Genomic DNA, 14,927 nt, shown 5'->3' with positions numbered 1-14,927 from the left:
GTGCGCGTGCTGGTGACCGACGCGGACTACGGAGCCCTCGACATCGAGGCGGAGGTGCTGTCCGCCGCCGGGCACGAGCTGCTCACCGCCCGGTGCCGGACGCCGGAAGAGGTGATCGCGGCCGCGCACGACGTCGACGCCGTCCTCGTGCAGTACGCCCCGATCACCGCGGAAGTGCTGGAGGCCCTGCCCCGGCTGCGGCTGGTGAGCCGTTACGGCGTGGGGGTCGACGTCGTCGACACCGACGCCGCCCGCGCCCGCGGCGTCTGGGTGTGCAACGTGCCCGACTACGGGACCGTCGAGGTCGCCCTGCACGCGGTGGCGATGCTGCTCGCCCTGCTGCGCAACCTCGCCGGGCACGATCGGCACGTGCACGCCGGGCGCTGGGACCACCGGCTCGGGGGGCGGCTGCGGCGGCCGGGGGGGCTGACCCTCGGGGTCGTGGGGCTCGGCCGGATCGGGCGCACGACCTTGGAGGGCGCCGCGCCGTGGTTCGGCCGGCGCGTGGGGTACGACCCGTACCTCCCGGACGACGCCTGGCCCCCCGGGGTGGAGCGGCTGGAGCTCCCGGAGCTGTTCGCGCGCAGCGACGCGGTCACGTTGCACCTGCCGCTGACCGCCGAGACCCAGGGCCTCGTCGACACGGACCTGCTCGACCGGATGCCCGCCGGGTCCTACCTCGTCAACACCGCGCGGGGCGGGCTGGTCCGGCTCGACGCCGTCCTGCAGGCGCTCGAGGACGGCCGGCTGGCCGGTGTCGGCCTCGACGTGCTGCCCCAGGAGCCGCCGCCGGCCGACCACCCCCTGCTCAGCCATCCCCGGGCACTGCTCAGCCCGCACGTGGCCTGGTACTCCGAGGAGTCGGAGACGGAGTTGCGCCGCAAGGCGGCGTACAACGTCGTCAGCTGGGCGCGGACCGGGCGCCCCGACCACGTCGTCGTCGAAGGGCGGTGACGCCCGGCGGCGAGGAGCGTCACGCCGCAGCCGCACGAGCAGCCCGAGTCGGCTCCGTCCGACGCGCCGCAGACCTCCCGGCCATCGTCTCGACCGGCCCTGCAGCGGGTGGGCTCTGCCGGCTGGCCACCGCGTCCCTGGATCCACGATCCCGACGCCGGGCAGGACGCCCGCACTCAGGCCCGCAGCAGCGCCCCCAGCGCTTGCTCGTCGTACAGCGTGGAGGGGTCGACGGGCTCGCCGTCGAGCAGGCCAGCGGGCGTGCCCCGCGGATCCTGCTCCCGGAACGCCCGGTCGACCGCGAGCGCCCAGGCCTCGTACCGGCCCTCTCGGACCCCGGTCACGTATGCCGGCTCGTCCAGGTCCACCCGCCTGCCCAGACCGAGCAGGTCCTCGGCGGTGAAGCCGCCGCTGTGCTCGGGAGGTTGGGCCGCGAACAGCTCCCGGCGCAGCTGGTCGAACCGGCCGGCCTCCGCGGCGAGGGCCAGCGCGTTGTTGGCGCGCACCGACTCCGGGCCCAGGGAGCACCGCATCCGGTACTCGATCGCGACCGCGCCGGCGGCGACCTCCCGGCGCAGCAGGTCACCCGACGCCTCCTCGAACTGCCGGCAGCAGGGGCACTGCGGGTCCTCGACGACGACGAGCCGACGACGAGCGTCGTCGCTGCCGACCAGCACCCCGCCTTCCGGGGTGTGGCCGGAGGGCACCGGCGTGCTCGCGGTGGGGTCCATGGGGTCGTCCGTACCCACGATCCGGGGTCGTCCCAGGACTCGGTCCAGGAAGGCCATGGCGCGCGGATAGGCGTCGAGTCGGTTGGCCAGCTTCGCCAGGCCGTGCCCTTCGTCGTCGTAGACGAGCAGTTCGCACGGCACGTCCCGGCTCCTGAGGGCGGCCACGAGCTGCTCGGCCTCGTTCAGGGGTACCCGTGGGTCGTTCGCGCCATGGACGACGAACAGCGGTGCACGGATCTGCCCGGCCCGCCGCAGCGGGGACGCGGTGGCGAGGAACTCCCGATCGGTGCCGAGCGAGCCGTACTCCCGCTCGCGGTGGGCGCGCCGGTAGTCCGCCGTCCGCTCCAGGAAGGTGATCAGGTCGCTGATCCCCACGACGTCGACGCCGGCAGCCCACAGTCCGGGTTGGAACGCACATCCGGCCAGCACCAGGTACCCGCCGTAGGAGGTGCCCCACAGCGCCACCCGGGCCGGGTCCAGCCCGGCGTGGGCCAGCCAGCCGTGCACGGCGGCGAGGTCGCGCAACGAGTCCAGCCGCCGGGTGGTGTCGTCGAGGCTGTAGTAGCGCTTCCCGTAGCCGGTCGAACCCCGGACGTTGGGGAGCGCGACGGCGTAGCCGCGTGCGACCAGCGCCTGCACGATGGGGGAGAAGACCGGCTGCGACTGCCCCTCGGGCCCGCCGTGGAGCATCACCACGGCCGGGGACGGCGGTGCCCCGGCCGTGGTGCCGGGCCGGTAGAGCAGCAGCGGCACGGCGAGCCCGTCCGTGCTCGTCACCGTGTGCCGTTCCGGGCGCCGCAGCCGCGTCGAGCGGGCCTCGAGAGGGCGCTGGGTCACCGGCTCCGGCGGCACATCGGCACGGAGACGCCACACGCCGGGCGGCATCCCCGGCGAGCTGCACGTCGCGACCACGCTCCCGTCGTCAGCGACCAGCGGGTCGGGCAGCAGGTGGCTCCAGGCCACCACCGCGTCGGGGTCGGGGAGCCGGAGCCTGCCCCGGGGTGCCATGGTCCGGGCCTCGAAGAGCTCGCCGACGCTGCTGCCGTCGACGTTGCTCACCGCCAGGAGCGTCCCCCCGTCCGGGCTGGTCCACCCTGCGACGTCCCAGGCCCCCGCCAGCACGACGGTCGCCTCGTCGGTGGCGAGGTCGACGCGGATCAGGGCGTGGCGGTCCCTGCCCACGTTGCTGCTCACCACCAGGGTCGCTGCGTCGACCCAGGCCGGAGCGCCCACCACGGCCGCCTCGTGGGCGTGGGGCAGCACCACCCGTGACGCACCGGTCGCGAGGTCCAGGAGCAGCAGGTCGGTGTCCATGGGGCGTGGCCCAGGACGCAGAACGGACAACCAGCGGCCGTCCGGGGAGAAGCCGGAGGCGGGCTGGCACCAGCCGCCACCGTCGTACAGGAGCCGCTCGTCGCCGGTGTCGAGGTCGAGCAGCCAGACGTCGAACGCGACGCGGTCCCGACGGTTGGCGAGGACGGCCGCCTTCCGGCCGTCCGGGCTCATCCCGGCGAGGCGGTGCACGGTGCCGGGGTGGCCGGTGAGGGCCTTCACCATCGACCGGTCGCGCGCCACCGGACCGTCCAGGTCGAGCAGCCACAGCCGGCTGCGTTCGTCACCCGCGGCATCGCCCTCGACGACGGCCTGCCGGTGTCCGGGCCGGTAGCGCGCCGTGGTCACCCGTTCGTCGAGAGCGGTCAGCGGACGGCCGACCCCGGCGTGCCACTCGGCGAGCTGGTCGAGTCCGGTCGCGTCCGTGCGCACCAACAGGTGGTCCCCGGCGCTGTCCAGGGCGGCAGTCGAGTGGGCCCGGAGCAGCTCACGCAGCACGGGACGCGCCCGGCCGTGCCGCTGTCCGGGCCCGGGCGTCCCGGGGCCCGGACGGGCTCGACCCGTCAGTCGCGACGCGCGTCCGCGACGACCTCGTACCAGTCCGTCCGGCTCGGCTCCTCCTCGAGACGCTCGAGCGTCGATCGTTGGTCGAGGAACGCGGGGTCATGGTGCCAGGACTCCCAGTCGTCCCGGCTCTGCCAGGTGCCCACGAGGACCCGGGTGCGGGGTTCCCCCGCCGGCGTGAGCAGTTGTCCCGAGACCCAGCCCGGCCGGTCGCGTGCCGACTCGAACCGGGCGCGTACCGCCGAGTCCCATTCGTCCTCCCCGCCCGGGCGCAGCCGGGTGGTCGTCACCACAGTCATCATCGCCAGCTCCCACGCCGGACGGTCACCTGAGGCAGTCAGTCTCGCCCGTCCGTCGCCCCGCTGCACTCGCCGGACGGGCGGCGAGCCGGACGGACCACGCTGCCTGCCTCGTGGAGCGGACGCTGCCGCGTCGATCCGGTCCTCACGGGGGTAGTGGCTCCCACGCCCACCGACCCAGCCCGTACGGCGCCTGCACCATCGGCGAGCACTCCCGGCGCGCGGTCGTCGGCGCGGCGCAGGCCCGAACCGAGCTCGCCGGCAGCTCGGGGCGACCGATCCTGGTGGGGAGCACGAGGGCGATGCCCTCGAGCACGTCCCGATCGAGGGCCGGGTCGGCCGGTTCCCCGCACGCGACCGGCGGGCCGGGTGGGGGTCGACGTGCTGACCAGCGTCCCAGGTCGTCGCCGACCAGCCGCGGCAGCCGGGAAGGAGCCGACCGCGACACGGCCCGGGACCTGCACCGACCCCGGAGGGCTCGCCGGAGCCCGCCGGCCCACTCGTGCGACGTCCTCTCGGCGGGTGCGTCGCGGTGCGACGGTCCGGGCCGATCGCACGCCGAGGGGCGAGGCCACGTGGACCTCACCCCTCGAGCGCCGCGGGTCTCCCGCGGGCGGCCGCCTGGCGCGTCGGCCGCCGACCCCGGTCAGACCCTCACCGGCTCCGGTGCGTCGTAGGACTCCTCCGCCAGGCTCCGGCGGGAGGACTCGCGGGCCAGGAAGAACGTGACCGCGGCGATCAGCGACGTGACCGCCACCATCAGGACGACCGGCCAGGCGCTCCCGCCGGCCCACACCACCAGGGACGTCGCCAGCAGCGGCGTGAAGCCGCCCAGGAGCACCGATCCGGCCTGGTAGCCGATGGAGACACCGCTGTAGCGCAGGGAGGGGCGGAACAACTCGGCGTAGAAGGCGGCCAGCGGGCCGTAGACCGCCGCGTGGCCGACCACCAGCACGACCGTCAGGCCGATCGTGATGAGCAGCGGGTCGCCGGTCTCGGCGAGGAGGAACATCGGATAGGCCGATGCGGCGAGGAACACCGCGCCCCAGATGAGCACCGGCCGCCGGCCGAAGCGGTCGGACAGGCGCCCCCAGAAGGGGATCGCCAGCACGTCGGCGGCCGCGGCGATGACGACGGCCGTCAGGACGGCCGACTGGTCGGCTCCCGCGTAGTCGACGAGGAAGGCGATGATGAAGACCGTGTAGATGTAGTAGTTCCCGGCCTCGGCGAAGCGCGCGAAGAAGGCCACCACCAGTTCCTTCGGGTGGGTCCTCAGCACGTCGAGCAGGGGGCTCTTGTCCGTCTGCCCGTGTTCCTTGACCTGGGAGAAGTTGGGCGTCTCGGCGAGGCGGAACCGGATGTACATGCCGACCCCGGCGAGCACCACGCTCAGCAGGAAGGGCACGCGCCATCCCCACGCGTCGAACGAGGCGTCGGGGAGCAGGGAGAACAGGGCGAAGGCGCCCGTGCCGAGGACCAGACCCGCCGGCACCCCGGTCTGCGGCAGGGAGCCGTAGAACCCGCGCTTGCGGTCCGGTGCGTACTCCACCGCCATGAGCACGGCACCGCCCCACTCGCCGCCGACGGCGAAGCCCTGGATCAGGCGGAGGACGATGAGCAGGGTCGGTGCCCAGATGCCGATCTGCGCGTACGTCGGCAGGACCCCGATCAGCGCGGTCGCCACACCCATCAGCGTCAGCGTGAGGACCAGCATGGCCTTGCGGCCGATCTTGTCGCCGTAGTGCCCGGCGACCAGGCCGCCGAGGGGGCGGGCGAGGAAGCCGGCCGCGAACGTGCCGAACGCCAGGAGCGTGCCGGTGGCCGGGTTGAAGTTGGGGAAGAACTGCGAGGCGAACACGAGCGCGGCGGCGGTCCCGTAGATCGTGTAGTCGTACCACTCGATCACGCTGCCGATGACGCTCGAGGTCAGGACCTTGCGGCGTACGGACGGGGTGACCGTCCCGGACGTCGGGCTGTTGTTCTGCATACCTGTGTGGCTCCCTCTGTACGGCCGGATGGGGAAGCGGATGCCGGTGCAGTCAGGCGGCGGTTCGAGCTGCTGTCACGGACGAGGTCGCCGTCCCCCAGGTGGAGTGAGGCGGGGGCGGGACCTGGCGGCGGGCGCGGCTGCATGCGTATGCACCACCCGGGACAACGGTAGGCAGCCCACGAGTGCAGTGTCAAGGGGGGGTTGTGCCCCGGCCACCCGTCCGCGACGAGAGCGGGAGCGGCTTCGTCAGGGGTCCCGAGCGGGAGCCGGGACGGTCGTCCGGAGCGCGGTCCTGCCGACCGTTCCTCGGGGTGGCGGCCGGCGCGGTGGCGGTCGCCTCGGCGTCAGGTGCGCGCCGGGGGAGGAGCCCCCGGAGCGTGCACCCGCGGCCTGGCGTGCGAGCTGCGGAGGACCACCTCGACCGGGAGCGCGACCCGGTGGTGGTACTCCGCGGGCATGTTGATCCGCTTGAGCAGCAGGTCGGTGGCGACGGCGGCGAGGCCGGGCAGGTCGCAGCGGACCGTCGTCAGCTCGAACGGCGCCCAGGACGCCTGGGTGATGTCGTCGAAACCCACGATGGTGAGGTCCTCCGGGATCCGCAGGCCCGACCGCGTGGCGGCGTCGAATGCGCCGAGGGCCAGGACGTCGTTGGCACAGAAGAGCGCGGTGGGCGGCTCGCCGCGGCCCAGCAGCTCCTTCAGCCCGTCGCTGCCCTCCTCGAAGCCGAACGGACCGTGGACGGTCAGCTCCTCGGGCAGCTCCCGGCCGTGCGCCGCCAGCGCCCGCCGGAAGCCGCGCTCCCGGTCCCGTCCGGTACTGGTCCACGGGGGCCCGAGCAGGCCGCCGATCCGTTCGTGCCCCAGCTCGACCAGCAGGTCGGCCATGAGCGCCGCGCCGCGGACGTTGTCCACCACGGCCGCGTCGGCCACCACGCCGTCCACCTCGCGGTTGAGCAGCACGAGGGGAACGCCGCGGTCGGTCAGTGACTGGGGGAGCGTCGACTCCAGGGTCGCCGTGGTCAGCACCACGCCGTCCAGGGAACCGTCGGCCAGCTCGTTCACCGTCAGGACGTCGTCCCCGCGATCGACGTACATGACGCTGCGGTAGCCCGCCCGTTCCAGCTCCTGCTGCAGCGGGCCCACGAGATGCGGATAGAAGGGGTTGGTGAGCTCGGCCGCGACGACCCCGATGCGCCGGGTCCGCCGGGTGGCCAGCCCCCGGCCGAGGTGGCTGGTGACGTAGCCCAGGGCGGCCGCGGCCTCCTCCACCCGGCGGCGGGTCTCGGCCGCGACACTCGGTTCCCCGCGCAGGGCTCGCGACACGGTGGGTTGCGACACGCCGGCAAGTCGGGCCACGTCAAAACTCGTTGCCGCCATCGTCTCCCGCCTGGACCAGGGCACCTGCGCAGCCGAGCGTACCCGGCCCGCCAGGTACCCCCTTGACACTGCATGCGTATGCAGACACGGTCGTGCCACCCCGAACACCTCTCGAGGAGGATTCGCATGACCAGGACAGTGCTCAAGGCTCCCGCCGGGTCCGAGGGCGGAACTGCGCCCGACGCGTCGGTGCGCGACACCGTGGTCGGCGTGATAGAGGACATCCGCCGGCGTGGTGACGAGGCGGTGCGGGAGTACTCGCAGAAGTTCGACAAGTGGGCTCCGGAGAGCTTCCGGCTCTCCGCCGAGGACGTCGAGAAGATCATCGCCGGGGTCCCCGAGCAGGTCATCGAGGACATCCGCACGGTGCAGGGCAACGTGCGGGACTTCGCCCAGCGGCAGCTGGACTCGATGCACGACCTGGAGGTGGAGACGATGCCGGGGGTGTTCCTGGGGCAGAAGCACCTGCCCGTCTCCGCGGCCGGCGCGTACGTGCCCGGTGGGCGCTATCCGCTGGTGGCCTCGGCGCACATGACCGTGCTCACCGCCAAGGTGGCCGGGGTCGAGCACGTGACGGCGTGCACCCCGCCGATCCGCGGGGAGGTGCCGGCTGCGACCGTGGCCGCGATGCACCTGGCCGGCGCCGATGACATCTACCTGCTCGGCGGCGTCCAGGCGGTCGCGGCGATGGCGATCGGGACCGAGACCGTCACGAAGGTCGACATGCTGGCCGGCCCCGGCAACGCCTACGTGGCCGAGGCCAAGCGTCAGCTGTTCGGCGAGGTCGGCATCGACCTGTTCGCCGGGCCGACCGAGGTCCTCGTCATCGCCGACGGGTCCGCCGATCCGTTCATCGTCGCGGTCGACCTGCTGAGCCAGGCCGAGCACGGTCCCGACTCACCGGCGATCCTCATCTCCACGAGCGAGGAGGTGGCCCGGGCGGCCGTCGACCACATCGAGCGCATCCTCCCGGACATGCCGACCAAGGACTTCGCCGAGCCCGCGTGGCGCAACCACGGCCAGGTCCACGTGGTGGACTCGATCGACGAGGCGTTCGCGCTCGCCGACGAGTTCGCCTCCGAGCACGTCCAGGTGCTCACCGAGGAGCCACGCCGGGCCCTGGCGGAGATGCGCAACTACGGCGCACTCTTCCTCGGTGAGGGCACCTGCGTCTCCTACGGCGACAAGGTCATCGGTACCAACCACACCCTCCCCACGCGGGGCGCCGCCCGGTACACCGGTGGCCTGTGGGTGGGGAAGTACCTCAAGACGGTGACCTACCAGGAGGTCCGGAACCGCGAGTCCAGCGCGGCGCTCGGTGAGCTGTGCGGCCGGACCAGCCGTGTGGAGCTCTTCGAGGGGCACGCCCGCTCCGGCGACGTCCGTGCCGCCAAGTACGCCGGCGCGGCGCTCCCCTGGGCGCCGGAGCAGTACGCCGCCACCAGCCGGTAGTCGCCGCCGGGGCGTCCGCCCGGTGCAGCAGGACCCGGGGTGGGGTGGGGGAGGCGCGAGGCCTCCACCCCACCCCGGTCGGCGGGTGGCCGGAGGGCGGGCTCGGGGCGGAGCGTCGACATCCGCCTGCTCGCACGCACCGCAGACGGTGATCTCGGGCTTCTCGATCAACGGTGTCACGGCGGGGCCGCGCAGCCACCGTCACCGTGCCGACGTCGAGGGGCGGCCCTGGCCGTGCTCGGCGTCAGACCAGCACCTCATGGGCGCTGGCCGCCTCCCACCGGCCCATCCGCTCGACGGCGGCCGGTCCGAGCCGGTCGAGGACGGCGTCCACCAGCAGCTCCGTGAGCACGAAGGCGGCCGCGGCGGAGTCGAAGGCGCCCGTGGACCGCACCGAGGTGGGCAGGACGACCTCGGCCGCCTGTGCGACGGGGGACAGCCACTCGTCGGTGATGCAGACGATGTGCGCACCGGCGTCGGCCAGCTCGGTCGCACGCTCGACCGTCGACGTCTGGTACCGCCGGAAGTCGTACACGACGAAGACGTCCCGCCGGCCGGCGTCGATCACGTCCGCCGCGTCGATCGTCTGCCCGTCGTCCGGTGCCGAGACGTTCGTGCGGATCTGTCGCAGGTGGCGCGCGAGATAGCCCGCCAGGTGACCGGAGAACCGGCCACCCACGGCCCTGATCCGCATCCGGGGATCGGCCAGGAGGCCGACTGCGGCGTCGAGTTCGGCCGTGGGGATGGCGGTCAGGGACTGCGTGATCGAGGCTGTCGCGACCTGTACCCCGCGGTCGAGCCAGTGTCCATGGGCGCGGTCCGCTCGGCTGTCCTCGTAGAGCGACAGGGGCGAGGCCACGCGCTCGGACAGCTCGTCGAGCAACGCCTGCTGCAGAGCGGGGAACCCCGAGTGGCCGAGGCTCCGGGCGAAGCGGACGACCGTCGGCGGGCTCACCCCGGCCGCCGCTGCGAGCTCTGCGCTGGTGCCGAGCGCCGCCCGGGGGTAGTCGGCGAGCAGGACCCGGGCTACCCGTCGCTCCTGGGGGCTGAACGACGACAGGTCCGCCTTGAGGGCGTCACCGATGGTCACTGGATCACTGTCCGGAGGTCACGATCCGGGGGTCGAGCACCTCGACCTCGCGGGAGGCCAGGTCGATGGCCAGGATGCTGTCGCTCGGAACCGGCGTCCACCCCTCGTCCGGCAGACCGCTGGAGATCACGTGCACCGCGGTGGGGGAGACCTTGTACGCCATGTCGAAGTACGCGGCGGCGTGCCCGTGCGGCATGGCGTCGTCGGACCCGAACAGCTCCCGGAGGTCGTCGAGCGGGGTCGCCGCCCGGCTGTTGACGTGCACCGCGTACAGGTGCGTCGGGGTCAGGAGGAGCGCGTTGAGACTGGCCTCGGGGAAGTGCTCGTGCAGCAGCCCGACCGCGTGGAGCAGGCCGGCCCGCTCGTCCCCGTCCGCCTCGATGCACTGCAGGACGAGACGGAAGTAGCGCTCGCTGTCGGTGGTGCCTTCCAGCCGCGCCCGGCTGGCTCCCGACAGCAGGCCCTCCAGCCTGTCGATCGGCGAGATGCTGCCGTTGTGCGCCAGCGCGCGGGTGCCGTCGGTGAACGGATGCGTGTTCAGGGGGTGGACGACGAGTCCGTCCGTGGCCCAGCGCAGGTGCACCAGCCCGGCCGGGCCCAGGGCCTGTCCTGCCAACTCGAAGTAGGCCGGGTCGTCAGCGGCCGACATCGGGGAGGTGGCGGTGTCGATCCCGTTGCCACTAGGCCGGGACCACGCCATGCCCCAGCCGTCCCCGTGCAGGGCGGACAGGGAGGTGAAGGTCTGGAATCCCGCGGCTCCGAGACCCCCCACAGCGGACTCGAGACCTTCCGACACGTATCCCAGCAACCGGCACAAGTGGACAACACCCCTTCTCAATGCCGTTCGAGGCCCGGTATAAAGACGCGGCTGTGTAACAGAGGTTACATCGGCTTGGAGAATCGCCTTCACGAAACGGACGCGTCAAGTGCCAGTGGTCTCTCCGACCGAATCGTCGGTCCACCGCCGTGACATCGAGGTGCGTGACACCGAGGTGCGTGACATCGAGGTGCATGCCCAGCGGCTCCGGGAAGCCGGCCTCCGCACCCTGACCGGGGTCGTGAGCGACACCGGCGGCGTCATCCGGGCCAAGACCGTCCCGGCGCGCCGGATCGAGTCCTTCGCCCGCTCCGGCATGGGCGCCTCGTTGACGTGGCCGGTCTTCTGCGTCGACAACGGCATCGCGATGACCCCCGAGCTCGGCGTCGTCGGGGATCTGCGGCTGACCGCGGACCTCGAGCGGGCGGTCGTGCTGGACCACGGGTTCGGCTGGGCCCCCGCGGACGTGCGGGACCAGGACGGCGAGCTGTCCCCGTACTGCTGGCGCAGCGTTCCCCGGCGCCAGGTGGACCGGCTGGCGGCGCTCGGCCTCGAAGCCCTGGTCGGCAACGAGCTCGAGTTCGGACTGCTGGACGAGGCCGGGCGGCCGCTGGGGGAGCGCGACGGCTGGCCCTGCTACGGGGCGGGCGTGTACAGCGAGCTCAGCGGGTTCGCAGCGGACGTGTGCGAACGGCTGGACGCCGCCGGTGTCCCGGTCGAGCAGATCCACGCCGAGTACGGCCTCGGGCAGTTCGAGCTCTCCCTGCCGCCGCGCGATCCGGTCCGCGCCGCCGACGACGTGCTCCTCGCCCGGGCCGTCCTCGGCCGGGTCGCTCGGGAGCACGGGCTCCGGGTCACCTTCTCGCCGGTGCCCTTCTCCGGCGGCTCGGGCAACGGCGCCCACATGCACGTCTCCCTCACCCGGAACGGGATCCCGCTGTTCACCGGTGGTCCGCTCACCGCGGACCTGACCGCCGAGGGGGCCTCCGCCGTCGCCGGGATCGTCCGCAACCTGCCCGGCAGCACCGCCGTGCTGGCCGGCACCGTCGTCTCCGGGGAGCGCATGCAGCCGGGCCACTGGTCCGGGGCGTCGGCCTGCTGGGGTGTGGAGAACCGTGAGGCCGCCGTCCGGCTGCTGCTCGCGAACAACGGCAATCCCCACGGCGCGAACGTCGAGGTCAAGTGCGTCGACGCCGGTGCCAACAGCTACCTCGCGACCGGCCTGGTCCTCGGCTTCGCCGCCGAGGGCATCGAGCGGGGGCTGGAACTGCTCCCCGCCGTCGACGTCGACCCGACGCAGCTGTCCCCGGACGAGGCGGAGGCAGCGGCGGTCGTGCCGCTCCCGAGCGACGCGGCCACCCGCATCGAGCTGTTCGCGCGGAGCGACGCGGCTCGCGCCGTCCTGGGCCCGGAGCTGCACGCCGCCGTCCTCGCCGTCCGCGAGTACGAGTCCTCGCTGTTCCAGGGCGAGGACGCCCACGCGCTGACCAGGTTCGCCTGGTCCTCCTGAACCACCGCCGTCCCGGATCACCTGCCCGTGCACACCGGTGCACCACCCGTCCGAAACGAGGAGTGTCATGGCCAAGCGGAAGCTGCGACTGTGGGAGGCGCTGGCGCTCTCACTCGGCCTGATGGGTCCCACGCTGGCGATGGCCGGCAACGGCCAGGGCATCATCGGCACGGTCGGCAAGGCCGTCCCGCTCGTGTTCCTCCTGGGCTTCATCGGCGTCGCCCTGGTCGCCTACGGGTTCATCCGGCTGACCCAGCGGTACAACCACGCCGGCAGCGCCTACGCGCTGGTGGGCGCGACGCTCGGGCCGCGGGCCGGCTTCGTCGCCGGCTTCGCGCTCTTCGGCACCTACCTCTTCTTCACGATCTGCACGGCAGCGGTCTTCGGGGCCTTCCTCAACGCGCTGCTCGCCTCGCTCACGGGTGAGGGCACCAGCCTCGGCTACGGCATCGCGGCCGTCCTCTGCCTGCTGGTCACCGGCTACATGAACACCCGCGACACCACGACGGTGTCCCGCTCGCTGCTCGCCATCGAGGGCGTGGGCATCGCCGCCATGCTGGTCCTGGTGATCGCGGTCTTCGGCCAGGGCGGCGCGGAGTCGACCGGCGTCGACCTCTCCACGTTCACGCCGGACGGCGTCGGTCTGGGTGCCGTGCTCGCCGCGGTCGTCGCCGCGTTCCTCTCGTGGGCCGGCTTCGAGGCCTGTGCCGCGCTGGGCGAGGAGACCGACAACCCCCGCCGCAACATCCCGCGCGCGCTCTTCGGCTCGGTCCTGCTCACCGGCGTCCTGTTCGTCGTCGTCATGTTCGCCCAGACGATCGGCTTCGGCACCGACGAGGAGGGCCTGGCCGCCTTCCAGGGCTCCGGGAACACCCTCGGCGACCTGGGCGAGGGCTTCGTCGGTCACTGGTTCGCCCTGCTGCTCCTGGTGACGGCGGTGCTGTCGGCGTTCGCCTCGAACCTCTCGTCGGTGATGGCCTCGGCGCGGCTGGCGATGGCGCTGGCGCGCGACGGCTTCGGTCCGCCCCAGTTCGCCCGGATCGACCCGACGCACCGGATCCCGCGCAACGCCGTCCTGGCCATGGCCGGGATCGGCATCGTCGTCAACCTGGTCACCTGGCTGACCGGCTGGCCGGTCATGGGCACCGGTGACGCCGCCATCGACGCGTACTTCTTCTTCGCCGTCGTGGGGGCGACCTGCCTGCTGTTCGTCTACCTGCTGGTCGAGGTGGCGGTGTTCGCCGCATGGCGCACGGGCCAGGTCAGGCTCAACCCCGCCGAGCTCGTGCTCCCGGCCCTGGGCGGCCTGTTCATCCTGGTCGTCATCGTCTACAGCGTGAAAGACGCCAGCGGCCTGTCGCCGGCCTTCGTGGCCATCGGCTGGGTCGTCCTCGGCCTCCTGGTCGCCGTCCTCGCCGGCGGCCTCGCCCAGCGGATCGGCGCCTCGCTGACCCGGGAACTCGAGGACGTCGACAGGGAAGCCACCTTCGCGGACACCGAGACGCGCTGATGCACCGGACCGCACAGCGTCTGTACGACCGCGACCGGGTCATCGCCGGGGTCGAGAAGCTGCGCTTCTTCCCGCTGGCACTCGAGTCCGGGCAGGGATCCTGGCTGGTCGAGGCCGGCGGACGCCGGCTGCTCGACCTGTCGGCGACCTGGACCGCGTGCGGTCTGGGGCACGGCCACCCCGCGGTGGAGGACGCCCTGCTCCGGGTGGCGGCGGCGCCGGCCGGAGCGGGCGCACTCAGCGCCGTCCACGAGGACGCCGTCGCGCTGGCCGAGGAACTGCTCGAGCTCACCCCCGGCACGGGGGACCGGCGGGTGTACTTCGGTCACGCGGGGTCGGACGCCAACGACGTGGCCATCCGGGGCGCCGTCCACGCCACCGGCCGCTCGACGGTGCTCGCGTTCGAGCGCAGTTACCACGGCGGCATCGGCGTCGCGATGAAGGCGTCGGGCGTGCACGTCGAGGGCGGCAGCGTCGCCGCGGACGAGCTCGTCCGCTTCACGCCCTACCCGGATCCGTACCGGGAGCCCGAGCGCTACGGCCAGGTCCTCGCCGCCCTCGACGAGGCGCTGGCCGGCCAGGACGTCGCCTGCCTGCTCGTCGAGCCGATCCTGTCCGACGGTGGCCTGGTCGTCCCGCCCGACGGCTTCCTCGCCGAGGTCGCCGCCCGGTGCGCCGCGGCGGGCACGCTGCTGATCTGCGACGAGGTGAAGGTCGGCCTCGGCCGGCCCGGGACGTGGCACGCGTTCGAGCACGACGGGATCACCCCCGACATCGTCACCTTCGGCAAGTCGCTGGGCGCCGGTGTGCCCATCTCGGCGGCGATCGGCCCGGCCAGGGTGCTCGACGAGCCCGGCGCGTCCGCGCTGCTGACCCAGGCGGGCAACCCCTACAGCACCGCGGTCGCCCGGGCGGTCCTCGCCACGTACCGGGCCGAGGGGCTGGTGGAGCGGGCCGCGCAGGCCGGCGAGCGGCTCCGGCAGGGCCTGCGGGAGGCGACCGCGCACCTCGACGTCGTGGGGGACGTGCGGGGGCGCGGTCTGGCCATCGGCGTGGACCTCGTGAGCGACCGGGCGAGCTGCGGCCGCGACACCACGCTCGCGGCCAAGACCGTCTACCGGGTGTGGGAGCTCGGTGGCGTCGTCTTCTACGTCGGCGGCAACGTCCTCGAGATCACGCCACCGCTGGTGATCACCGACGACGAGGTGGACCGCGCCGTGGAGCTGCTCGCGCAGGGCATCGAGGACGCGTCCTCCGGCCAGGTCAGCGACGCCCAGGTCGCGCCCTACGCAGGATGGTGAG

At 73.2% G+C, this 14,927-nt stretch carries 11 protein-coding genes; 5 read left to right on the top strand and 6 right to left on the bottom strand.

Features of this window, described 5'->3' with window-relative positions:
- Complete coding sequence (locus ACWIX3_RS17760) at positions 1 to 954, top strand: C-terminal binding protein (protein WP_448608663.1); 954 nt, start codon at positions 1 to 3, stop codon at positions 952 to 954.
- 176 nt (positions 955 to 1,130) lie between these two features.
- On the opposite strand, the gene ACWIX3_RS17755 is transcribed toward ACWIX3_RS17760, so the two are convergent.
- From ACWIX3_RS17755 to ACWIX3_RS17740, 4 genes are all read right to left on the bottom strand, one after another.
- A complete protein-coding gene (locus ACWIX3_RS17755) occupies positions 1,131 to 3,515 on the bottom strand; it encodes an alpha/beta fold hydrolase (protein ID WP_448608662.1) in 2,385 nt (794 codons plus the stop codon).
- 65 nt (positions 3,516 to 3,580) lie between these two features.
- Positions 3,581 to 3,883, bottom strand: coding sequence for an antibiotic biosynthesis monooxygenase family protein (locus ACWIX3_RS17750; RefSeq protein WP_448608661.1), 303 nt, complete (start codon positions 3,881 to 3,883; stop codon positions 3,581 to 3,583).
- Between the two features lie 643 nt (positions 3,884 to 4,526).
- Complete coding sequence (locus ACWIX3_RS17745) at positions 4,527 to 5,867, bottom strand: MFS transporter (protein WP_448608660.1); 1,341 nt, start codon at positions 5,865 to 5,867, stop codon at positions 4,527 to 4,529.
- 347 nt (positions 5,868 to 6,214) lie between these two features.
- Positions 6,215 to 7,246 carry a LacI family DNA-binding transcriptional regulator gene (locus ACWIX3_RS17740; protein WP_448608659.1) on the bottom strand — a complete coding sequence of 344 codons (1,032 nt, stop codon included), beginning with the start codon at positions 7,244 to 7,246 and terminating at the stop codon, positions 6,215 to 6,217.
- Positions 7,247 to 7,372: 126 nt separating this feature from the next.
- On the opposite strand from ACWIX3_RS17740, the gene hisD reads away from it, so the two are divergent.
- Positions 7,373 to 8,698, top strand: a complete 1,326-nt coding sequence (hisD, locus tag ACWIX3_RS17735) for a histidinol dehydrogenase (RefSeq protein ID WP_448608658.1) — start codon at positions 7,373 to 7,375, stop codon at positions 8,696 to 8,698.
- Between the two features lie 244 nt (positions 8,699 to 8,942).
- Here the strand turns inward: hisD and ACWIX3_RS17730 are convergent, their stop codons facing one another.
- Both ACWIX3_RS17730 and ACWIX3_RS17725 read right to left on the bottom strand, forming a co-directional pair.
- Complete coding sequence (locus ACWIX3_RS17730; RefSeq protein ID WP_448608657.1) at positions 8,943 to 9,788, bottom strand: MurR/RpiR family transcriptional regulator; 846 nt, start codon at positions 9,786 to 9,788, stop codon at positions 8,943 to 8,945.
- Positions 9,789 to 9,792: 4 nt separating this feature from the next.
- A complete protein-coding gene (locus ACWIX3_RS17725; protein ID WP_448608656.1) occupies positions 9,793 to 10,698 on the bottom strand; it encodes a class II glutamine amidotransferase in 906 nt (301 codons plus the stop codon).
- 148 nt (positions 10,699 to 10,846) lie between these two features.
- Between ACWIX3_RS17725 and ACWIX3_RS17720 the strand changes: the two genes are divergently transcribed.
- The 3 genes from ACWIX3_RS17720 to ACWIX3_RS17710 all read left to right on the top strand — a co-directional run bounded on the left by ACWIX3_RS17720 (position 10,847) and on the right by ACWIX3_RS17710 (position 14,926).
- Positions 10,847 to 12,115: a glutamine synthetase gene (locus tag ACWIX3_RS17720; RefSeq protein ID WP_448608655.1), complete on the top strand. Its 1,269-nt coding sequence runs from the start codon at positions 10,847 to 10,849 to the stop codon at positions 12,113 to 12,115.
- Between the two features lie 67 nt (positions 12,116 to 12,182).
- Positions 12,183 to 13,625 carry an APC family permease gene (locus ACWIX3_RS17715; protein ID WP_448608654.1) on the top strand — a complete coding sequence of 481 codons (1,443 nt, stop codon included), beginning with the start codon at positions 12,183 to 12,185 and terminating at the stop codon, positions 13,623 to 13,625.
- Positions 13,625 to 14,926 carry an aspartate aminotransferase family protein gene (locus tag ACWIX3_RS17710; RefSeq protein WP_448608653.1) on the top strand — a complete coding sequence of 434 codons (1,302 nt, stop codon included), beginning with the start codon at positions 13,625 to 13,627 and terminating at the stop codon, positions 14,924 to 14,926. The genes ACWIX3_RS17715 and ACWIX3_RS17710 overlap by 1 nt, the downstream gene beginning before the upstream one ends.
- Position 14,927: the final 1 nt, after the last annotated feature.

The organism is Geodermatophilus sp. URMC 60 (genome assembly GCF_053502585.1).
Note: the sequence above shows the minus strand (reverse complement) of the source record. Positions and strands in the feature narration are given on the sequence as shown.